The 21,183-nt window shown below is 75.4% G+C and carries 15 protein-coding genes; 9 read left to right on the plus strand and 6 right to left on the minus strand.

Translation table 11 applies throughout. The annotated features are described in order from the left end of the window. Positions 1 to 21: 21 nt before the first annotated feature. The 6 genes from ACF09K_RS14520 to ACF09K_RS14545 are packed head-to-tail and all read right to left on the minus strand — an operon-like array spanning position 22 to position 6,156. Complete coding sequence (locus ACF09K_RS14520; RefSeq protein WP_392243503.1) at positions 22 to 1,269, minus strand: cytochrome P450; 1,248 nt, start codon at positions 1,267 to 1,269, stop codon at positions 22 to 24. Further along, positions 1,266 to 2,495: a cytochrome P450 gene (locus tag ACF09K_RS14525; RefSeq protein WP_392243505.1), complete on the minus strand. Its 1,230-nt coding sequence runs from the start codon at positions 2,493 to 2,495 to the stop codon at positions 1,266 to 1,268. Before ACF09K_RS14525 ends, ACF09K_RS14520 begins: the two co-directional genes overlap by 4 nt. Beyond that, positions 2,492 to 3,157: an ATP/GTP-binding protein gene (locus ACF09K_RS14530; RefSeq protein ID WP_392243507.1), complete on the minus strand. Its 666-nt coding sequence runs from the start codon at positions 3,155 to 3,157 to the stop codon at positions 2,492 to 2,494. Before ACF09K_RS14530 ends, ACF09K_RS14525 begins: the two co-directional genes overlap by 4 nt. Next, the gene (locus ACF09K_RS14535; protein WP_392243508.1) at positions 3,138 to 3,485 is read right to left on the minus strand and encodes a DUF742 domain-containing protein; all 348 of its coding nucleotides are present in this window, start codon (positions 3,483 to 3,485) and stop codon (positions 3,138 to 3,140) included. The genes ACF09K_RS14530 and ACF09K_RS14535 overlap by 20 nt, the downstream gene beginning before the upstream one ends. Then, positions 3,482 to 3,889, minus strand: a complete 408-nt coding sequence (locus ACF09K_RS14540) for a roadblock/LC7 domain-containing protein (protein WP_392243509.1) — start codon at positions 3,887 to 3,889, stop codon at positions 3,482 to 3,484. The genes ACF09K_RS14535 and ACF09K_RS14540 overlap by 4 nt, the downstream gene beginning before the upstream one ends. Continuing rightward, complete coding sequence (locus tag ACF09K_RS14545) at positions 3,886 to 6,156, minus strand: ATP-binding protein (protein WP_392243510.1); 2,271 nt, start codon at positions 6,154 to 6,156, stop codon at positions 3,886 to 3,888. Before ACF09K_RS14545 ends, ACF09K_RS14540 begins: the two co-directional genes overlap by 4 nt. 352 nt (positions 6,157 to 6,508) lie before the next feature. Here ACF09K_RS14545 and ACF09K_RS14550 point away from each other — a divergent pair, with 352 nt between their 5' ends. The 9 genes from ACF09K_RS14550 (at position 6,509) to ACF09K_RS14590 (ending at position 21,134) form a co-directional block, all read left to right on the plus strand. Further along, a complete protein-coding gene (locus ACF09K_RS14550; RefSeq protein WP_392243512.1) occupies positions 6,509 to 9,559 on the plus strand; it encodes an FAD-binding and (Fe-S)-binding domain-containing protein in 3,051 nt (1,016 codons plus the stop codon). Between the two features lie 156 nt (positions 9,560 to 9,715). After that, the gene (locus tag ACF09K_RS14555) at positions 9,716 to 10,840 is read left to right on the plus strand and encodes a lipid II:glycine glycyltransferase FemX (RefSeq protein WP_392243513.1); all 1,125 of its coding nucleotides are present in this window, start codon (positions 9,716 to 9,718) and stop codon (positions 10,838 to 10,840) included. 217 nt (positions 10,841 to 11,057) lie between these two features. After that, positions 11,058 to 12,026, plus strand: a complete 969-nt coding sequence (locus ACF09K_RS14560) for a DMT family transporter (protein ID WP_392243514.1) — start codon at positions 11,058 to 11,060, stop codon at positions 12,024 to 12,026. A 346-nt stretch (positions 12,027 to 12,372) separates the two neighbouring features. Continuing rightward, positions 12,373 to 13,167, plus strand: a complete 795-nt coding sequence (locus ACF09K_RS14565) for a TIGR03084 family metal-binding protein (protein ID WP_392243515.1) — start codon at positions 12,373 to 12,375, stop codon at positions 13,165 to 13,167. Further along, a complete protein-coding gene (locus ACF09K_RS14570; RefSeq protein ID WP_392243516.1) occupies positions 13,164 to 14,852 on the plus strand; it encodes an acyclic terpene utilization AtuA family protein in 1,689 nt (562 codons plus the stop codon). The genes ACF09K_RS14565 and ACF09K_RS14570 overlap by 4 nt, the downstream gene beginning before the upstream one ends. Beyond that, on the plus strand, positions 14,849 to 16,447 hold the full coding sequence (locus tag ACF09K_RS14575) for an acyl-CoA carboxylase subunit beta (protein ID WP_392243518.1): 1,599 nt from the start codon (positions 14,849 to 14,851) through the stop codon (positions 16,445 to 16,447). The genes ACF09K_RS14570 and ACF09K_RS14575 overlap by 4 nt, the downstream gene beginning before the upstream one ends. Positions 16,448 to 16,458: 11 nt before the next feature. Then, a complete protein-coding gene (locus ACF09K_RS14580) occupies positions 16,459 to 18,306 on the plus strand; it encodes a biotin carboxylase N-terminal domain-containing protein (protein WP_392243519.1) in 1,848 nt (615 codons plus the stop codon). Positions 18,307 to 18,393: 87 nt separating this feature from the next. Further along, positions 18,394 to 19,530 (plus strand): acyl-CoA dehydrogenase family protein, encoded by a 1,137-nt coding sequence (locus ACF09K_RS14585; protein WP_392243520.1) that lies wholly within the window; start codon positions 18,394 to 18,396, stop codon positions 19,528 to 19,530. 35 nt (positions 19,531 to 19,565) lie between these two features. After that, complete coding sequence (locus tag ACF09K_RS14590) at positions 19,566 to 21,134, plus strand: 4-coumarate--CoA ligase family protein (protein ID WP_392243521.1); 1,569 nt, start codon at positions 19,566 to 19,568, stop codon at positions 21,132 to 21,134. Positions 21,135 to 21,183: the final 49 nt, after the last annotated feature.

Below are 21,183 nucleotides of genomic sequence, written 5' to 3' on the forward strand. Positions count from 1 at the left end.
GCCCGCACCGCACCGGACGGCTCAGCCGCGCAGGTTCACCGGCAGCTCGTACAAGTCGTTCTGCGTCACCACCGGCTTGTTGCGCAGCTCCGCCGCCGGGACCGCCAGGTCCAGGGCGGGGAAGCGGGCGTACAGGGCGGGCAGCGCCACGCCCGCCTCCAGGCGGGACAGCGCCGCTCCGGGGCAGACGTGCGGGCCGTGCCCGAAGGCGATGTGGCGGTTGGCCGTGTCGCGGGTGATGTCGAAGACGCCAGCCGACGGGCCGTGCGCCTCCTCGTCGCGGCCGATCGCGGCGTACGACACGATCAGCGCGTCCCCGGCCGGCAGCACCTTGTCCCCGACCGGTACGTCCTCGGTGGCGAAGCGGATCAGGACGTGGGAGGTCGGGGTGGAGTGACGCAGGGTCTCCTCCACCACCGCCGACCAGCCGGCCTCGCCGGACAGGACCAGCGCCCGCTGCCCGGGGTGGAGCGAGAGGTTGACGACGGCGTTGACGATCAGCGAGATCGTCGTCTCGTGGCCGGCCGCCACCATCAGCTGGAGCGTGGAGACGATCTCCTCGTCGGTGAGGCGGTCGCCGTCCTCGGACGCCGCTATCAGCGCGGACGTGAGGTCGTCGCCGGGGTTCTCGCGCTTCTCGGCGACCGCCGCCGCCATGATGCCCGCCAGCTCGGTCAGCGTCGCCACGACCTCGGCCGGCGGGGTCTGCGTCGAGAAGAACTTCTCGAACAGCTCCTTCAGCCGCGGCAGCCGGTCCTCCGCGAGCCCCATCAGGTCGGCGATCACGTACATGGGCAGCGGATAGGCGAACTCGGCCTTCAGGTCCACCGGGCCGGCCGGCAGCTCCGCGAGCCGGTCGAGCAGGCCCCCGGTCAGCTCGGCGATCCGGCCGCGCATCCGCTCCACCCGCCGGGGCGTGAGCGCCTGGGCGACCAGCGTGCGCAGCCGGCGGTGATCCGCGCCGTCCACCGTCAGCATGGACCGGCCCGGGTTGGCCAGCCCGATCAGCGGCCAGTCGGGGGCGATCTCGCCGCGCTGCCAGGCGCCCCAGACGTTGATGTCCTTGACGATCCTGGGGTCGGTCAGCAGCCGCTTCGCCTCGGCGTGGCGGGTGACCGCCCACACCGGCACGCCGCCCGGCAGCTCCACCGCGGCGAGCGGACCGGCGGCCCGCAGCGCGGCGCTCTCCCCGTCCAGGTCGGCGACGAAGGGGTCGAGGGCGATGCGTCTGCGCTCCGTACCGTTCGGCGTGTCCGTGGCAGTCGTCATGCGAGCGTGCCTCCAAGGGCGGGGGTCGGGGTGAACGTCACCGGCAGTTCCGTCAGGCCGCGCAGCCACGGCGACGGACGGCGGGTCAGGGAAGCGGCGGGCACGGCGAGGTCGATGTCCGGCAGCCGGTCCAGGACGACCTCGATGGCCGTGCGCGCGATGACCTCGGCGATCTCCTGCGCCGGGAACGGGCAGCGGTGCTCGCCGTGGCCGAAGGAGAAGTGCGCGCCGTTGCCGCCGGTCAGCGCCGAGCCGTCGGTGCGCACCTGGGGGTCGGAGTTGGCGCCCTGGAGGCCGAGCAGCAGCAGGTCGCCCGCGCGGACGCGGCGCCCGCCCAGGTGGGTGTCGCGGGAGGCCCAGCGGCCGGCGACGTTCTGGGTGGGGGCGTCCTCCCACAGCACCTCGTTCATGGCCTCGGCGACGCTGTTGCGGCCGCCGAACAGCGAGGCGGCGAACCGGCCGTCCGTCAGCATCAGCCGCAGCGAGTTGCCGATCCAGTCGGCGGTCGGCTGGTGGCCGGCCGCCATCATCACCATCAGGTCCTGGGCGATCTCGTCGCCGGTGAACCCGGAGGTGTCGGCGAGCATCCGCGAGACGACGTCGTCGGCCGGGGACTCCGTCCGGTCGGCCACCAGCCGCGTCATCGACGTGAACAGGTGGGTCTGGCCCGCCAGGGCCCGCTCCCGGCCGTCGACCATGTCGTTGAGCGCGGTGACCAGTTCCGGGCCCTCGTCGTCGGCGAAGCCGTAGAGGCGGGCCAGCACCCGCACCGGCAGCAGCATCGCGTACTCGCCGACGATATCGGCCCGGCCCCGCGGGCAGATGCCGTCGATCAGCTCGTCGGCGAACTTCTCGGCGTACCGGCGCAGTTCGAACGCGTCGACCCCCTCCAGCGCGTCGCCGAGCATCGTGGCCCGCTCGCGGTGCCGCTCGCCGACCGTGTAGAGGATCGACGCCTGCCTGCGGCCGATCATCGGCAGCAGCGGCCAGTCGTCGGGAATCGCGTCCCACTGGCTCCACAGCTCGGAGTCGCGGCTGAAGAGGACCGGATCACCGGTGACCTGGTGCAGTTCGCGGTAGCCGAGCACCAGCCAGGCCGGCACGTCGCCGTCCAGCAGCACCGGGACGACGGGACCGTGCTCGCGCCGCATCTCCCGGTACACCCGGGTCGGGTCGTCCTGGAGCAGGGCGCCGCTGAGGTGGACGGGGGCGGGGGCGGTGGTCACACCAGCTCCTGACGGAAGGCGGGGGAGGGGGTGGGAGCGGGGGACGGGCCGGAGCCGGAGCCGGAGGTTGAGCCGGAGCCGGCGTACAGGGACTGGATGTGCTCCACCAGGGAGATCAGGACCAGCTTGCTGGACGCCCGCGACCGCGCGTCGCAGGTGACCAGCGGCACGTGCGGGTCGAGGTCGAGGGCCTCGCGGACCTGCTCCGGGGTGAAGGCCGGGCCGCCGAAGTCGTTGCAGGCCACGATGAACGGCGTGCCGTGCTTCTCCAGGCGGTCGATGGCGTACCAGGAGTCGTCGATCCGCCGGGTGTCGACGAGCACGACCGCGCCCAGCGTCCCGGAGAACAGCCGGTCCCACAGGAACCAGAACCGCTCCTGGCCGGGCGCGCCGAACAGGTACAGCACGTTGTGCGCGTCGAGGGTGATGCGGCCGAAGTCGAAGGCGACGGTGGTCGCCGTCTTGCCGCGCACGCCGCTCAGGTCGTCCACGGTCTCCCCGGCCTGCGTCATCGTCTCCTCGGTGTTGAGGGGACGGATCTCGCTGACCGAGCGGACCATCGTCGTCTTGCCGGCGCCGAAGCCGCCCACGACCACGATCTTGAGGCCGTTGTCGGCCGACGCGCGAAGTGGCGTGCGCGTCTCAGAGGTTGCGGAGTCCAACGAGCACCTGCTCCAGAATGTCGGGATCGAGTACGGCGGCCTTGCGGGGGTGACGGGCACTGACCCGGCCCGAGGCGAGCAGGTCGGACAGCAGGATCCTGGTGATGCTCACCGGCAGCCCCAGCTCCGCCGCGATCTCGACGACCGCGGTGGGGCGGTCGGCCATCCGCAGGATCGCCGAGTGCTCCGACTGCATGCCCGGCGCCGGATCGCACTCGGCGACGACCAGGGTCACCAGGTCGAAGGGACTGTCCGGGCCGGGCCGGCTGCGCCCGCCGGTGAGCGTGTACAGCCGGTCCGGTGAGTCGTCCCTGCCGGGCCGGCTCATGAGCTGCGCGGCGGTGCGGTCAGGTGCTCCCCGAGCTGCTCGACCAGCTCGCTCATGTTGTGGCCGACGAGGCCGGGGTCCGCGTCCTCCGTGGTGACGACGGCCAGGTGCGCGCCCTGACCGGCCTCCACGATGAACAGCACGCCCCCGTAGAACTCGGTCATCGCCGACCGGACGCCTCCGCTGCCGTCCCCGAACTCCACGGACGCGCCGTGCGACAGCGACTGGATGCCGGCGGCGATCGCGGCGAGCTGGTCGGCCTGGTCGTTGGACAGCTCGGGCGTGCGGCACAGCTTCAGGCCGTCACGGGACAGCACGAGCGCGTGCCGAGCGCCCGGCGTGCGCGTCAGCAGGCCCTCTATCAGCCAGGTGAGCTTCTCGTCGGCGGTCGTCGTGCCGGTCATGAGGTGGGGTCGCCTTCCAGGTGGTTCTGCGCGTGCGGGGAGCGGGGGGTGGCGGGTACGGGGGTGGTGCCGTCACCCGGGCCGGGCGGGGCGGCGTCCGGGGCCGTGGTGGTGTGCGCGGCTTCCCGGGTGTCCGGGGCCGCGGTGGGGTGCGGGATGCCCGCGGCGGCGGGGGTGTCCTCGGCGGCCGGAGCGGCGGGGGTGCGCGGGGCGCCCTCGATGTCCGGGGTGGCGGGGGTGTGCGGAACGTCCGGGGCCGTGGTGGTGTGCGCGGCTTCCCGGGTGTCCGGGCCCCCGGGTGCGTGCGGGGTGTCCGCGGGGTCAGCGTCCGTTACGGCTGCGGCTTCGGCGGTGCTCCGGGCGGCCGTGGGTCCGGCCGGGTCCTGGGGCGGGGTGGGTGCGGAGCCGCGTACGGCCTGGCGGAAGTCGCTGAAGCGGGAGGCGCGGGCCCGGGTCTCCTCGGCCGTGGGGGCCGGTCGCGGCGTGGCGGCGCGGCTGCCCGAGCGGGCGCGCTCGGCCTCGGCGAGGGTGCGGCCGCGCCGGCGGCGGGGCAGCTCGAACGCCGCCGCGCCGTCCGGGGACCGGTTCCCGTCCCGGTCCGCGGAGTCGTGCCGGTTCGCGGAGCTGTGCCGGTCCGTGGAGTCGACCCGGTTCGCGGAGTCGTGCCGCGGCACCGGGTCGGGGTCCGGTGCGGCGGCGGCCGGTGCGGCGGCGTAGGGGGCCGGGGGAACGGGCTGCGGGGCGTCCGTCGTACCCGCCGTCGTACCCCCCGTCGCACCGGCCGGCCGGGTCCCGGTGCGCCGGGGCAGCCCGTCGGGGCCGACGGGGGCGGATCCGGAGGCCGGGCCGGCCGGCCGGGTCGGGCCCTTCCGGGCGGCCGGTGCCGTCCGCGGGGCGGGGACGGCCGGGGCGGCCGGGGCGATCGACGCGGCAGGTGCGGCAGCCACTGCGGGTACGGCGGGCGCGCCGTGCGCGGTGTCCTGGGACACGAGGATGTCCTGCGGGACGAGCACCAGTACGCCCGTGCCGCCGCGCGCCGAGGGGCGGTAGGAGACCTTCATGCCGTACCGCCGGGCCAGCCGGCCGACGACGGCGAGGCCGAGGCGGGTGCCGGTGAGGCCGCCGATGCCGGCCGTCTCGCCCGCGACCGCGGCCTCGGCGCGCCGGAGCTGGGCCTCGCTCATGACGAGACCGCTGTCCTCGACGGACACGATGACCCCGGCCGGCACCTCCTCCACGTACACGTGGACCTCGGCGGTCGGCGGCGAGAAGGTGGCCGCGTTGTCGAGGAGCTCGGCGAGCGCGTGCATGACGCCCTCGGCGGCGTGCCCGGCGACGGCGGTGTCGCTGGCGGAGTGCACGCGGACGCGCTGGTAGCCGCCGATCCGGCCCATGGCGCCGCGCAGGATCGACTCCATGGCGATGGGCCGGGCCCAGCGGCGGCCGGAGCGGGCGCCGGTCAGGACGGCGACCGAGTCGGCGAGCCGGCCGGCCTGGGCGGTGCGGTGGTCGAGGTGGAGGAGGTCGGCGAGGACCTCCTCGTCGGCGTGCCTCTCCTCCATCGCGCGCAGGTCGGCGAGCATGCTGGTGGCCAGGGCCTGCATGCGGCCCGCGGCGTTGGCGGTGGCGGAGAGGGCGGCGGCCCGCGCACTGTTGGCCTCGCGCAGCCGGGCGGCGAGCCGGGCGTTGCCGTCGGTGAGCCGGTCCCGCTCCTCGCCGAGGCGGGCGACCTGGGCGGCGTGCTCCTCGGTGAGCCGGGCCAGTTCAGCCGTGTGCTCGGCGGCGCGGGCGGCCAGCTCGGCGGCGTGCTCCTCGGTGAGCCGGGCCAGTTCGGCCGTGTGCTCGGCGGTGCGGCGGTCGTGCTCGGCGGCGAGGGCCTCGGCGTGCCGGGCGCGTTCCCGCTCCAGCTCGGCCGTCAGCCGGGCCTGTTCCCGGGCGAGGTCGCCGGTCAGCCGCTCGTGCCGGCGGCGGGACTCCTCACCCAGCCGGGCACGTTCCTGGAACAGCCTGCCGAGGTCCTGGTGGGCGGACGCCAGCCGGGCGCGGGCCGCACGCGCCGTCTGCCTGCCGTGCGCGGCCGCGGCGACGGCGGCGCAGAGCAGCAGGGCGGCCACCGCCCCGGTCAGCGCCACGGCCGTGCGCACGGAGGCTGGTGCCAGGGCGGCGGCCACGGCGACCGCGCCCCCGGCCGCGGCCGCGGTGAGCGCGAAGGCGGGCAGCAGGCCGCGAAGGGCGGGACGGTCGCCGGGGAGGGCGGGGGAGGTCATCAGCGGAGTCCTCGTTCGGGTCCTCGGGCTGCCACCGGGCAATTCGGGCCAACCCTAGGGCGGTTCCATGAGGTAATCCGGCCTCTATTGGGGGCTAGAGCCGTCACCTGCGCGCAACTGCCGGTCACTATATGCAGGTTGGTGATCACTTTGGGAGAGTCCCGTTCAGGTTCTTCGGAATTGGTGTGGCCGAAAAGCGAAAAGCGAAAAGCGAAGAGCACGGCCGGCCGTCCTCCGGAGGCGCGGGCGCGCGGGCTCCGGAGGAGGCCGCCGGTCCGCCGGGGCATCCTGAGGAGATGACCCAGAACCCCGAGAACGCTCAGAACACCGAGAACACCGAGAACGCGGAACGATGACCGGGAACGCGGAGCTGCGGGCCGCGCTGCGGGCCGCCGTGCGCGGCGAGGTGGCCTTCGACGTGACCTCCCGGGCGCTGGCCACCATGGACGCGTCCAACTACCGGCGCGTCCCCCTGGGCGTGGTCGCGCCCCGTGACGCCGACGACGTGGCGGCGGTGCTGGAGGTGTGCCGTGCGCACGGCGTGCCGGTCGTGGCGCGCGGCGGGGGGACGTCCATCGCCGGACAGGCGACCGGGACCGGGGTGGTGCTGGACTTCACCCGCCACATGAACCGGCTCGTCCGCCTGGACGCCGAGGCGCGCACGGCCGTCGTACAGCCCGGTCTGGTGCTGGACCGCCTCCAGGAGGCCGCCGCCCCGCACGGGCTGCGCTTCGGGCCCGACCCGTCCACGCACGGCCGCTGCACGCTCGGCGGGATGATCGGCAACAACTCCTGCGGCGCCCACTCGGTCGCCTGGGGGACGACCGCGGACAACGTGCGCGAGCTGGACGTCGTCACCGCGCGCGGGCTGCGCCTGCGGCCCGGCCGGGGATGGGCCGGCGCGCCGGACGGGCTGCGGGCGCTCGCCGAGGGCGAGCGGGCGCGGCTGCGCACCGGATTTCCCGAACTGCCCCGGCGCATCTCCGGCTACGCGCTGGACGCCCTGCTGCCGGAGCGGGGCGCCGACGTCGCCCGGTCCCTCTGCGGCTCCGAGGGCACCCTGGCCGTGCTCACGGAAGCGGTGGTCGACCTCGTCGAGGCGCCCCGCGCGCACGCCCTCGCGGTGCTCGGCTACGCCGACGAGGGCGCCGCCGCCGAGGCCGCCGCCGCCCTGGTGGCCCGGTGGTCCCCCCGCTCGGGCACGGCCGGGAGCGGGGGGCGGCCGCTGACGGTCGAGGGCATGGGCGCCGACCTGGTGCCGTCGGCGGTGGGACTGCCGCGCGGCGCGGCGTGGCTGTTCGTGGAGACGGGCGGGGACTCGACCGGTGAGGCACGCGCGCGTGCGGAGGCGATCGCGCGGGAGGCCGACGCCGTGGACACCCTCGTGGTGACGGACGCCGCCGGGCAGCGGGCCCTGTGGCGGATCCGGGAGGACGCCAGCGGTACGGCCACCCGGATGCCCGACGGCACGGAGGCCTGGCCCGGCTGGGAGGACTGCGCGGTGCCGCCCGCCCGGCTCGGCGCGTACCTGCGGGACTTCCGCGCCCTGCTGACCGCGCACGGCCTGCGCGGCACGCCGTACGGGCACTTCGGGGACGGCTGCATCCACGTCCGCATCGACTTCGACCTGCTCACCGCGGCGGGCGTCGGCCGCTTCCGCCGCTTCTCGGAGGAACTGGCCGACCTGGTCGTGGCGCACGGCGGCTCGCTGTCCGGGGAGCACGGCGACGGGCAGGCGCGCGCCGAGCTGCTGCCGCGGATGTACGGCGAGGACATGGTCGCCCTCTTCGAGCGGGTGAAGGGCGTCTGGGACCCCGACGACCTCCTCAACCCCGGCATGCTGGTCCGCCCCGCCCCCCTCGACGCGAATCTGCGCTTCGCCGTCCTGCCCCGCGGGCCCGTCGACGTGGCCTTCGGCTACCCCGGCGACGGCGGCGACTTCACCGCCGCGGTCCGCCGCTGCGTGGGCGTCGCCAAGTGCCGTACGCAGACGGCGTCCGGGCCCGCCGTGATGTGCCCCTCCTACCGGGCCACGGGCGAGGAACGGCACTCCACGCGCGGGCGGGCCCGGCTGCTGCACGAGATGCTCGCCGGCGAGGTGGTCACCGACGGCTGGCGGTCGGAGGAGGTGCGGGAGGCGCTCGACCTCTGCCTCGCCTGCAAGGGCTGCCGCTCGGACTGCCCGGTCGGGGTCGACATGGCCACGTACAAGGCGGAGTTCCTCCACCACCACTACGCCGGCCGCCGCCGCCCCGCCGCCCACCACGTCATGGGGCGCCTGCCGGTCTGGCTGCGCTGGGTGAGCCGTACGCGCACGGCGCCGCTCGTCGACGCGCTGGCGGCGGTGGGGCCGTTGGCGCGGGCCGCGAAGCGGGCCGGCGGGATCGCCCCCGAGCGGGGCCTGCCGCGACTGGCGCGCGAGACCTTCAGCCGGTGGTGGCGGAGGAGGGCGCCCGAGGACGGCTCCGGGCCCCGCGGCGGCTCCGGTCCCCTCGGTGCTTCCGCTCCCCTCGTGGTCCTGTGGCCCGACACCTTCACCGAGCACCTCTCGCCCTCGGTCGGGCGGGCGGCCGTCGAGGTGCTGGAGGCGGCCGGGCTGCGGGTGGCGCTGCCGCCGACCCTGCGGATGCGGGGGCGGCCGGTGGGCGACGGGCGGTCCAGGAACGCCGCGGCCCTGCTGACGGCCCGCCGCGCGCGGGTCTGCTGCGGGCTGACGTACGTCTCCACCGGGCAGCTCGACCACGCGCGCGCGGTGCTGCGGCGCACCCTCGACCTGATGGAGCCGGTGCTGGCGGCGGACGTGCCGGTGGTCGTGCTGGAGCCGAGCTGCGCAGCGGCCCTGCGGAGCGACCTGCCCGAGCTGCTGCACGACGACCCGCGCGCGGCCCGCCTCGCCGCCCGCGTCCTGACCTTCGCCGAGGCCCTGGAACGGCACGCCCCCCACTGGCGGCCGCCCCGCCTCGACCGTCCCGTCGTCGGCCAGACCCACTGCCACCAGCACGCGGTCCTGGGCGACGCGGCCGACCGGCGGCTGCGCGAGGCCGCCGGGCTCGACGGCGAACTGAGCGGCGGCTGCTGCGGACTCGCCGGGAACTTCGGCTTCGAGAAAGGCCACTTCGAGGTGTCGCGGGCCTGCGCGGAAGAGGCGCTCCTGCCGTCCGTGCGGGACGCCGCCCGGGACGCGGTGGTCCTCGCGGACGGCTTCTCCTGCCGGACCCAGCTCGAACAACTGGCGGGCGTACGGGGACGGCACCTTGCGGAGATCCTGGCGGAGGGGCTGGCGGCCGGGCCGGCGGGGGCACGGGAGGAAGGGAGGAAGAAGGGGAGGGAGGAACGGCCGGCGAGGCCGGGGGAGCCACCGGCGGAGCCGGAGGGCCGGCCCGGGGATCCGGGCGAGCGCTGAGAGGACGACGGGCGAGCGGCCGGGGGCGGCCGGGAGCCGGGCGGGGCGACGGCGCACGCGCGCGTGGCGGACACGTCCGCGCCCGGGGCCCGCGGTCCCCGGCACGGGCGCGGTCGGCTCCTACGCTGGCCGGACAGCCGTCGAAGGAGCCCGTGCATGAGCCTGCGTGTCCAGCCGATCACCCGCGCCGAGCACCTGGCGTTCGTCGCGGGCCGCCCCTCCGTCAGCCACCTGCAGACCCCCGCCTGGGGGGACGTGAAACCGGACTGGCGGGCGGAGAGCCTCGGCTGGTTCGACGAGCGGGGGGCGCTGGCGGGGGCGGGGCTGGTGCTGCTGCGGCCGCTGCCGAGGCTGAGGAGGTACCTGGCGTACCTGCCCGAGGGGCCGGTCGTCGACTGGTTCGCGGCGGACCTCGTCGAGCGCTGGCTGGACCCGATGCTCGCCCACCTGAAGGCGCGGGGCGCGTTCTCCGTGAAGATGGGCCCGCCCGTCGTCGCACGCCGCTGGAGTGCCGACGCCGTCAAGGCCGCCATCGCCGATCCGGACGTCCGGCGGCTGCGGGACGCCGAGCCCACCACCACCGAGGCCCCCGCCCTCGCCGTCGCCGAACGGCTGCGCGGCGCCGGCTGGCGGCGGGCCGAGCCCGGCGGCGAGGACGGCTTCGCGGCCGGGCAGCCGCGGTACGTCTTCCAGGTCCCGTGCGCCGGCCGGTCGCCGGAGGAGATCCAGGGCGGCTTCAACCAGCAGTGGCGGCGCAACATCAAGAAGGCGGAGAAGGCCGGCGTCAAGGTCGTCCGCGGCGACCGGACGGACCTGGAGGTCTTCTACGGCCTGTACCTCGAGACCGCCGAACGGGACCGGTTCGTCCCGCGCACCCTGCCCTACTTCCACCGCATGTGGACCGCGCTCAACGCCGAGCACCCCGACCGCATGCGCCTCTACCTCGCCCACCACGACGGCGAGGTCCTCGCCGCGGCCACGATGATCACCGTCGGCGAGCACGTCTGGTACTCCTACGGCGCCTCGACCGGCCGCAGACGCGAGGTCCAGCCGAACAACGCCCTCCAGTGGCGCATGATGTGCGACGCCCACGAGCTGGGCGCCGCCGTCTACGACCTGCGCGGCATCACCGACACCCTGGAGGAAGCCCACCACCTCCTCGGCCTCCTGCGCTTCAAGGTGGGCACGGGCGGCGAGGCGGTGGAGTACCTCGGCGAGTGGGACTTCCCGCTGAACCGGCTGCTCCACCGGGCGCTGGAGCTGTACATGGCGCGCCGCTGAGGCCGGCGGACGGGGGCGGGCCTCCCGGCGGATCGGGCCTCCCCGCGGACCGGGTCCCCCACGGTCCCGGCCCCTCGGGTTCCCTGCCTCCCCGTGGTCCCGCGGACAGCGGCAAACCCACTTCACACTCCTGATGTGGTCCATTACTCTGGACTTTCCAGTGCATCGTGATGGACGCCCGTCCTGGCGCAGAGCCCACCGAACCCTTGGACCGCCCGTGAGCACCCCCGACACCACCGCGCCGAACCGGCAGTCCGTCACCCCGGCCGGCACGGCCGCCCCGGCGAGCCGGACCGGCCCGGACGACCCGGCTCCGGCGCCCGGCCGGTGGGCCGCCCTCGGGCCCGTCGGGCTGGTGCTCGCCGGAGGGGTGTCGGTCCAGTTCGGCGGTGCGCTCGCGGTGACCCTGATGCCGCGGGCGGGCGCGCTCGGCGTCGTCGCGCTGCGGCTGCTCGTCGCCGCCGTCGTCCTGCTCGCCGTCTGCCGGCCCAAGCTGCGCGGGTACTCGCGCGCCGACTGGGGCACGGTCGTCACCTTCGGCGTGGCCATGGCCGCCATGAACGGCCTCTTCTACCAGTCCGTCGCCCGCATCCCCCTCGGCACCGCGGTCACCCTGGAGGTCCTCGGCCCGCTCGCCCTCTCCGTCCTGGTCTCGCGGCGCGCCCTGAACCTCGTCTGGGCCGGGCTCGCGCTCGCCGGGGTCTTCCTGCTCGGCGGCGGGGTCCGCGACCTCGACCCGCTGGGCGCCGCGTTCGCGCTGTCGGCGGGCGCGATGTGGGCGGCGTACATCGTCTTCAGCGCTCGTACCGGCCGCCGCTTCCCGCAGGCGGACGGGCTCGCGCTGGCGATGGCGGTGGGCGCGCTGCTGTTCCTGCCGCTGGGCGTCGCCGAGTCGGGCGCGAAGCTCCTCGACCCGGTGACGCTGGGCCTCGGCGCGGCGGTGGCGGTCCTGTCCTCCGTGCTGCCCTACACCCTGGAGCTCCTCGCGCTGCGGCGCATGCCCGCCTCCACCTTCGCGATCATGATGAGCCTGGAGCCGGCCCTCGCGGCGACCGCCGGCTTCCTCGTCCTCGACCAGGCCCTGTCCGCCGTCGAGGCGGCCGCGATCGCCCTCGTCATCGCCGCCAGCATGGGCGCGGTGCGGACCCAGACGGGCCGGCCGAAGGCGGCGGTCCCGGAGGCCTGACCGGGCCGGCCGGGAGGACGGCCTCCGCGCCCGGCCGGGAGGACGGCCTCCGGCGAGGGCCGGCCGGAGGCGTCGGGAGGGCTTCTCGGGAGCATCGCGGAGACCCGCCGGAGGCCTCGGGAAAGCCCCCTCGGGGGACATCGCGGGAGGCGCGCCGAAGGTGTCATGAGGGCCCCGCGGGGGCGTCGCGAGGACCGGCCGGAGGCGTCGGGAAGGCCCCGCGGGGGCACCACGGGAAACCCTCGGAGGAGACCTCGTGCGGCCCGTCGGGAGCGTCGGGGCGGCCCCTCAACAAATCATGCAAGCATGCTTGATTGTTTCCGGGGCCGCTGCCATGCTCCTCCCCATGGCCGACCCGACGCCCGTGCTCGACGACCTCCGTGCCGAAAGCGACGAACTGGACCGGCTGGTGGCCGCGTCCGCCCCGGACCGCTGGACCCTTCCGACGCCCGCCCCCGGCTGGACCGTCGCCCACCAGATCGCCCACCTCGCCTGGACCGACCACTCGGCCCTCCTCGCCGTCACGGACGAGGACGGGTTCCGGGCCCTGGTCGAACAGGCGCTCGCCGCCCCCGACTCCTTCGTCGACCAGGGTGCCGAAGAGGGCGCGGCGCTCCCGCCCGCCGAGCTGCTCGCGCGCTGGCGGGCCGGCCGCACCGCCCTCGACGAGGCGCTCCGCAAGGCGCCGCCGGGCGCCCGCTTCCCCTGGTACGGCCCCCCCATGGCCGCCGCCTCCCTCGCCACCGCCCGCCTCATGGAGACCTGGGCCCACGGCCTCGACGTGGCCGACGCCCTCGGCTTCACCCGCGCCCCCACCGACCGCATCCGGCACATCGCCCGGCTCGGCGTCCGCACCCGCGACTTCGCCTTCGCCGCGCACGGGCTGCCCGCCCCCGCCGATCCCGTCCGGGTGGAACTCCTCGGCCCCTCCGGCGAGTCGTGGACCTACGGCCCCGACGACGCCGCGCAGCGCGTCACCGGCCCCGCGCTCGACTTCTGCCTGCTGGTCACCCAGCGCGCCCACCGCGCCGACCTCGCCCTGCGCGCCGAGGGCCCCGACGCCGACCGCTGGCTGGACGTCGCGCAGGCCTTCGCCGGACCGCCCGGCCCCGGCCGCCCGCCGAAGGAGGCCGTCCGGTGACGGCCCCGCCCCTGCGCGTCGGCAACGCCTCCGGTTTCTACGGCGACCGCTTCGACGCGCTGCGCGAGATGCTGACCGGCGGCGAGCTGGACGTCCTGACCGGCGACTACCTCGCCGAACTGACCATGCTGATCCTCGGCCGGGACCGCCTGAAGGACCCCGGCGCCGGATACGCCCGCACCTTCCTGCGCCAGCTGGAGGAGACCCTCGGCCTCGCCCGCGAACGCGGGGTCGCGATCGTCACCAACGCCGGCGGCCTGAACCCGGCCGGACTCGCCGACGCCGTACGCGCCCTCGCGGAGCGGCTCGGCGTCCCCGTACGGGTCGCGCACGTCGAGGGGGACGACCTCGGGGCCCGGTACCCCGGCAGCCTCACCGCCCACGCCTACCTCGGCGGCTTCGGCATCGCCGCCTGCCTGCGGGCGGGCGCGGACGTCGTGGTGACCGGGCGGGTGACGGACGCGGCCCTGGTCACCGGGCCCGCCGCCGCCCACTTCGGCTGGGGGCCCGCCGACCACGACCGGCTCGCGGGGGCCGTCGTCGCCGGGCACGTCCTGGAGTGCGGGACGCAGGCCACCGGCGGCAACTACGCCTTCTTCGACGAGGCCGGCCGCGACGTCCGCCGGCCCGGCTTCCCGCTCGCCGAACTGCACGCCGACGGCAGCAGCGTGATCACCAAGCACCCGGGCACGGGCGGCTTCGTCGACGTCGGGACGGTCACCGCCCAGCTGCTCTACGAGACGGGCGGCGCCCGCTACGCCGGACCGGACGTCACCGCCCGGCTGGACACCGTACGGCTCACGCAGGACGGGCCCGACCGGGTCCGGATCGACGGCGTGCGCGGCGAGGCGCCGCCCCCGGACCTCAAGGTGGGCCGCACCCGGCTCGGCGGGTTCCGCAACGAGGTCGTGTTCGTCCTGACCGGCCTCGGCGTCGAGGCCAAGGCGGCGCTGGTGCGCGAGCAGATGGCGGAGGCGTTCGCCAAGTCGGCGCCGGAGGAGGTCCGCTGGGACCTGGTGCGCACCGACCGCGCCGACGCGGACACCGAGGAGACGGCGAGCGCGCTGCTGCGGCTCGTCGTGCGCGACCCCGACCAGGCCGTCGTCGGGCGGGCGCTGAGCGGCGCGGCCGTCGAACTGGCGCTGGCCAGCTACCCGGGCTTCCACGTCCTCGCCCCGCCCGGCAAGGGCGCCCCCTACGGGGTGTTCGAGGCCGCGTACGTCCCGCAGGGCGAGGTGGAGCACGTCGCCGTCCTCTCCGACGGGGGCCGCGTCCCCGTGCTGGCCCCGGCCGCCACCCTGGCCCCGGCCGACGTACCGCCGCCCGCGCCGCCCGCGCCACCGCCCCCGGGGCCCGTGCGCCGGGCACCCCTCGGGCGCGTCGCCGGAGCCCGCAGCGGCGACAAGGGCGGGGACGCCAACGTCGGGGTGTGGGCGCGGTCGGAGGCGGGCTGGCGGTGGCTCGCCCACACGCTGACCGTCGACCGGTTCCGCGAACTGATCCCCGAGAGCGCCGGGCTGCGCGTGACCCGGCACGACCTGCCCGGGCTGCGCGCCCTCAACTTCGTCGTCGAGGGCCTCCTCGGCGCCGGCGTCGCCTCCCAGCACCGCTTCGACCCGCAGGCCAAGGCGCTCGGCGAATGGCTGCGCTCCCGCCACCTGGACATACCGGAGGACCTGCTGTGACCGTCCTGCCGTCGGCGCTGGACCCCCACGGACCCGACCACCGAGAACGCCGCGACGGCATGCTCGCCAAGCTCGCCGCCCTCGACGAGGAGCACGCGAAGGCGCTGGCGGGCGGCGGCGAGAAGTACGTCGCCCGGCACCGCGCCCGCGGCAAGCTCCTGGCCCGCGAGCGGATCGAGCTGCTCCTCGACCCCGACACCCCGTTCCTGGAACTGTCGCCGCTGGCGGCCTGGGGCAGCGAGTACACCGTCGGCGCCTCCCTCGTCACCGGCATCGGCGTCGTCGAGGGCGTGGAGTGCATGGTCACCGCCAACGACCCCACCGTGCGCGGCGGCGCCAGCAACCCGTGGTCGCTGAGGAAGGCCCTGCGCGCCAACGACATCGCGCTCGCCAACCGGCTGCCCGTGATCAGCCTGGTGGAGTCCGGCGGGGCCGACCTGCCCTCGCAGAAGGAGATCTTCATCCCCGGCGGCGCGATCTTCCGGGACCTGACCCGGCTGTCCGCGGCCGGCATCCCCACCGTCGCCGTCGTCTTCGGCAACTCCACGGCCGGGGGCGCGTACGTCCCCGGCATGTCCGACCACGTCGTCATGGTCAAGGAGCGGGCGAAGGTGTTCCTCGGCGGGCCGCCGCTGGTGAAGATGGCGACCGGCGAGGAGAGCGACGACGAGTCGCTGGGCGGGGCGGAGATGCACGCGCGCGTGTCCGGCCTCGCCGACCACTTCGCCGTCGACGAACCCGACGCCCTGCGCCAGGCCCGGCGGATCGTCGCCCGCCTCAACCACCGCAAGGCGCACCCGGACCCGGGACCGGCCGAACCGCCGAAGTACGACCCGGAGGAACTCCTCGGCATCGTCCCCGGCGACCTCAAGGTGCCCTTCGACCCGCGCGAGGTGATCGCCCGGATCGTCGACGCCTCCGACTTCGACGAGTTCAAGCCGCTGTACGGGACGAGCCTGGTCACCGGCTGGGCGAGCCTGCACGGCTACCCGGTCGGCGTCCTCGCCAACGCGCAGGGCGTGCTGTTCAGCGCCGAGTCCCAGAAGGCCGCGCAGTTCATCCAGCTCGCCGATCAGCGCGACATCCCGCTGGTCTTCCTGCACAACACCACCGGCTACATGGTCGGCAGGGAGTACGAGCAGGGCGGCATCATCAAGCACGGCTCGATGATGATCAACGCGGTGTCCAACTCGAGGGTCCCGCACCTGTCCGTCCTCATCGGCGCCTCCTACGGCGCCGGCCACTACGGCATGTGCGGGCGCGCCTACGACCCCCGCTTCCTGTTCGCCTGGCCCAGCGCCAAGTCGGCCGTCATGGGCCCGCAGCAGCTCGCCGGCGTGCTCTCCATCGTCGCCCGCCAGTCGGCCGCCGCGAAGGGCCTGCCCTACGACGAGGACGGCGACGCCGCCCTGCGCGCGATGGTCGAGCAGCAGATCGAGTCCGAGTCGCTGCCCATGTTCCTGTCCGGGCGGCTGTACGACGACGGCGTCATCGACCCGCGCGACACCCGCACCGTCCTCGGCCTGTGCCTGTCGGCCGTCCACACCGCCCCCTTCGAGGGCGCGCGGGGCGGCTTCGGCGTCTTCCGGATGTGAGGGACCTTCCAGTGATCACTTCTGTGCTTGTCGCCAACCGCGGCGAGATCGCCTGCCGCATCTTCCGCACCTGCCGCGCGTCGGGGATCCGGACGGTCGCCGTGCACTCGGACGCCGACGAGGGCGCCCTGCACGCGCGCGTGGCCGACACCGCCGTACGGCTGCCCGGTGACACGCCCGCCGAGACGTACCTGCGGGCCGACCTGATCGTGAAGGCGGCCGTCGCCGCGGGCGCGGACGCCGTGCACCCCGGCTACGGCTTCCTCTCCGAGAACGCCGCCTTCGCGCGCGCCGTCCTGGACGCGGGCCTGGTCTGGATCGGGCCGCCGCCCGGGGCGATCGAGGCGATGGCCTCCAAGACCCGGGCGAAGGCCCTCCTGGGGCTCGCCCCGCTGGACGCCGACGAGGTCACCGAGTCCGACCTGCCGGTCCTGGTGAAGGCCGCCGCGGGCGGCGGCGGGCGCGGCATGCGCGTCGTACGCCGCCTGGCGGACCTGGCGCCCGCCCTGGAGGGCGCGCGCGCCGAGGCCGCGAGCGCCTTCGGCGACGGGGAGGTCTTCGTCGAGCCCTATGTGGAGAACGGCCGCCACGTCGAGGTGCAGGTCCTCGCCGACACGCACGGCACGGTCTGGGCCCTCGGCACCCGCGACTGCTCCCTCCAGCGCCGTCACCAGAAGGTCGTCGAGGAGGCCCCGGCACCCGGCCTCCCCGCGGACCTGGTGGACGAACTGCACGCGCTGGCCGTGCGGGCCGCGCGCGCCGTGGACTACACCGGCGCCGGGACCGTCGAGTTCCTCGTCGCCGACGGCCGCGCCCACTTCCTGGAGATGAACACCCGCCTCCAGGTCGAACACCCCGTCACCGAGGCCGTCTTCGGCCTCGACCTGGTGGCCGAGCAGATCCGGATCGCGGAGGGCCGCGCCCTGCCCGCCGAGCCGCCGCCCGCGCGCGGCCACGCCGTCGAGGCCCGCCTCTACGCCGAGGACCCGGCGGCCGGCTGGACCCCGCAGACCGGCACCCTGCACCGCCTCGCCGTCCCCGGCGGCGTCCGCCTCGACACCGGCTTCGGCGACGGCGACGTCATCGGCGTCCACTACGACCCCCTGCTCGCCAAGGTCGTCGCCCACGCCCCCACGCGCGAGGAGGCCGTCCGCACCCTCGCCGGCGCCCTGGAGCGGGCGGCCGTCCACGGCCCGGCCACCAACCGCGACCTCCTCGTCGCCTCCCTGCGCCACGAGGAGTTCACCTCCGGCCGTATGGACACCGGCTTCTACGACCGCCACCTCGCGGCCCTCACGGCACCGGCCCCCGACCCGTACGCCCCGCTGGCGGCGGCCCTCGCCGACGCGCACGGCCGCTCCCGCTTCGGCGGCTGGCGCAACCTGCCCTCCCAGCCGCAGACCCGGCGCTACCTCATGGCGGGCGAGGAGCACGAGGTCCGCTACCACCACACCCGCACCGGCCCCGCGGCGGACGGTGTCCACGTCGTCCACGCCGACGCCTCTCTCGTCGTGCTGGAGGCGGACGGCGTGCGGCGCCGGTTCGAGGTGGCCCGGTACGGCGACCGCGTCCACGTGAACGCCACCGCCCTCACCGCCCTGCCCCGCTTCCCCGAGCCCGAGGACCAGCGCGCCCCCGGCTCCCTGCTGGCCCCGATGCCCGGCACGGTCGTCAGGATCGCGGACGGCCTCGTCACCGGATCGGGTGTCGGGGCGGGCGAACCGATCCTGTGGCTCGAAGCGATGAAGATGCAGCACGTCATCTCGGCGCCGACGGCGGGGACGCTGACGGAACTGCCGGTGACGACGGGACAGCAGGTGCAGGTCGGCACCCTGCTGGCGGTGGTGCGGACGGGCTAGGGACTCCCGATCGGACCAGGCCGTACCGGCACGCGGTTCCGCCGCGTGAGCGCCCCACCCCCCCGACCCGCACGCGAAGGAGCCACGATGACCACCCTGATCGAGTCCGACGAGCACAGGGCACTGCGGGCCGCGGTGTCCGACTTCGCCCGCCACCGGCAGGCCTCCGACAACGGCACCCTCTGGCGGGAGGCCGCCGAGCTCGGCTACATCGGCGTCAACCTCCCCGAGGAGTACGGCGGCGGAGGCGGCGGCATCACCGAACTCTCCCTCGTCTCGGAGGAGCTCGGCGCCGCGGGCTCCCCCCTGCTGATGATGATCGTCAGCCCCGCCATCTGCGGCACGGTGATCTCCCGCTTCGGCACGGACGCCCAGAAGCGGGAGTGGCTCCCCGCCCTCGCCGACGGCTCCCGCCTCATGGCCTTCGGCATCACCGAGCCCGACGCCGGCTCCAACAGCCACCGCATCACCACCACCGCCCGCCGCGACGGGGCGAGCGGCGACTGGCTGCTGACCGGCCGCAAGGTCTTCGTCTCCGGCGTGGACATCGCCGACGCCACCCTCGTCGTCGGCAGGACGGAGGACTCCCGCACCGGCCGCCTCAAGCCCTGCCTGTTCATCGTCCCGCGCGACGCCCCCGGCTTCACCCGGCGGCCCATCGACATGGAACTGCACAGCGTGGAGAAGCAGTTCGAGCTGGTCCTCGACGACGTGAGACTGCCCGCCGGGGCGCTCGTCGGCGACGAGGACGCGGGGCTGCTCCAGCTGTTCGCCGGCCTCAACCCGGAGCGCGTCATGACGGCCGCCTTCGCGATCGGCATGGGCCGCCACGCCCTCGGCAAGGCGATCGCGTACGCCCGCGAGCGCACCGTCTGGAAGACCCCCATCGGCGCCCACCAGGCCGTCGCGCACCCCCTCGCCCAGGCCCACATCGAGCTGGAACTGGCCCGCCTGATGATGCAGAAGGCGGCCCACCTGTACGACGCCGGGGACGACGTCGGCGCGGGCGAGGCCGCCAACATGGCGAAGTACGCCGCGGGCGAGGCCTGCGTGAAGGCCGTCGACCAGGCGGTGCACACCCTCGGCGGCAACGGGCTCACCCGCGAGTTCGGCCTCGCCTCGCTGATAACGGCCTCGCGCGTGGCGCGCATCGCCCCCGTGAGCCGGGAGATGATCCTCAACTACGTCTCCCACCAGACCCTGGGCCTGCCCAAGTCGTACTGACCGCGCGGCCACCCGTCGGCCGGCGAGGAGGAACCGTGTTCCGCAGCGTGTACGCAGACGTCCCGCCCGTAGAACTCCCCATCCACGACGCCGTACTGGGCCGGGCCGCCGCGTTCGGCGACCTGCCCGCCCTCGTCGACGGCACCGACGGCACCACCCTCACCTACGAGCAGGTGGACCGGTTCCACCGGCGGATCGCCGCCGGCCTCGCCGAGGCCGGCGTCCGCAAGGGCGACGTCCTCGCCCTGCACAGCCCCAACACCGTCGCCTTCCCCACCGCGTTCTACGCCGCCACGCGCGCGGGGGCCACCGTCACCACCGTGCACCCGCTCGCCACCGCCGAGGAGTTCGCCAAGCAGCTCGGCGACGCGGCGGCCCGCTGGATCGTCACCGTCTCCCCGCTGCTGGAGACGGCCCGCCGGGCGGCCGGACTGGCGGGCGGCGTCCAGGAGATATTCGTCTGCGACAGCGCCCCGGGCCACCGCTCGCTCCTCGACATGCTCGCCTCCACCGCCCCCGAGCCGCAGGTCGCCATCGACCCCGGCGAGGACGTCGCGGCCCTGCCCTACTCCTCGGGCACCACGGGCGTCCCCAAGGGCGTGATGCTCACCCACCGGCAGATCGCCACCAACCTCGCCCAGCTCGAACCGGCGGTCACGGCGGGCCCCGGCGACCGCATCCTCGCGGTGCTCCCCTTCTTCCACATCTACGGCCTCACCGCCCTCATGAACGCGCCGCTGCGCAAGGGCGCCACCGTCGTCGTCCTGCCCCGCTTCGACCTGGAGACCTTCCTCGCGGCCATCCAGAACCACCGCATCACCGGCCTGTACGTGGCCCCGCCGATCGTCCTCGCCCTCGCCAAGCACCCGGCGGTCGCCCGGTACGACCTGTCGTCCCTGCGGTACGTCATCAGCGCCGCCGCCCCCCTGGACGCCGGCCTCGCCGCCGCCTGCGCCGACCGTCTGGGCCTGCCGCCCGTCGGCCAGGCCTACGGCATGACGGAACTGTCGCCCGGCACCCACGTCGTCCCCCTGGACGCCATGCGGGAGGCCCCCGCCGGCACCGTCGGCAGGCTCATCGCCGGCACCGAGATGCGCGTCGTCTCCCTCGACGACCCCGACCGGGACCTCGGCGTCGGCGAGGCCGGCGAGATCCTCGTCCGCGGCCCCCAGGTCATGAAGGGCTACCTGGGCCGCCCCGACGCCACCGCCGCCATGATCGACGCCGACGGCTGGCTGCACACCGGCGACCTCGGCCGCGTCGACGCCGACGGCTGGCTGTTCGTCGTCGACCGGGTCAAGGAACTCATCAAGTACAAGGGCTTCCAGGTGGCACCCGCCGAACTGGAGGCCCTGCTCCTCACCCACCCCGGCATCGCCGACGCCGCCGTCGTCGGTGAGTACGACGACGACGGCAACGAGGTGCCGCACGCCTACGTGGTCCGCCGGCCGGCCGCCCCCGACCTCTCCGAGGGCGAGGTCGCGATGCACGTCGCCGAACGCGTCGCCCCGTACAAACGCGTCCGCCTCGTCACCTTCGTCGACGCCGTCCCCCGGGCCGCCTCGGGGAAGATCCTGCGCCGCGAACTGAGGAAGCGCCCATGACGCCAGCGGAGGAAACGCCCGTGACCGCCCCGCGCGAAACGTCCGTGCC

This window comes from Streptomyces sp. NPDC014882 (genome assembly GCF_043081325.1).
In the GTDB taxonomy this organism is placed as follows: domain Bacteria; phylum Actinomycetota; class Actinomycetes; order Streptomycetales; family Streptomycetaceae; genus Streptomyces.

Excerpts from the sequence above, each read along its gene's own strand:
- ACF09K_RS14520 (WP_392243503.1), bottom strand. The coding sequence starts at position 1,269 with ATGACGACTGCCACGGACACGCCGAACGGTACGGAGCGCAGACGCATC.
- ACF09K_RS14535 (WP_392243508.1), bottom strand. The coding sequence starts at position 3,485 with ATGAGCCGGCCCGGCAGGGACGACTCACCGGACCGGCTGTACACGCTC.
- ACF09K_RS14540 (WP_392243509.1), bottom strand. The coding sequence starts at position 3,889 with ATGACCGGCACGACGACCGCCGACGAGAAGCTCACCTGGCTGATAGAG.
- ACF09K_RS14545 (WP_392243510.1), bottom strand. The coding sequence starts at position 6,156 with ATGACCTCCCCCGCCCTCCCCGGCGACCGTCCCGCCCTTCGCGGCCTG.
- ACF09K_RS14550 (WP_392243512.1), top strand. The coding sequence starts at position 6,509 with ATGACCGGGAACGCGGAGCTGCGGGCCGCGCTGCGGGCCGCCGTGCGC.
- ACF09K_RS14555 (WP_392243513.1), top strand. The coding sequence starts at position 9,716 with ATGAGCCTGCGTGTCCAGCCGATCACCCGCGCCGAGCACCTGGCGTTC.
- ACF09K_RS14565 (WP_392243515.1), top strand. The coding sequence starts at position 12,373 with ATGGCCGACCCGACGCCCGTGCTCGACGACCTCCGTGCCGAAAGCGAC.
- ACF09K_RS14585 (WP_392243520.1), top strand. The coding sequence starts at position 18,394 with ATGACCACCCTGATCGAGTCCGACGAGCACAGGGCACTGCGGGCCGCG.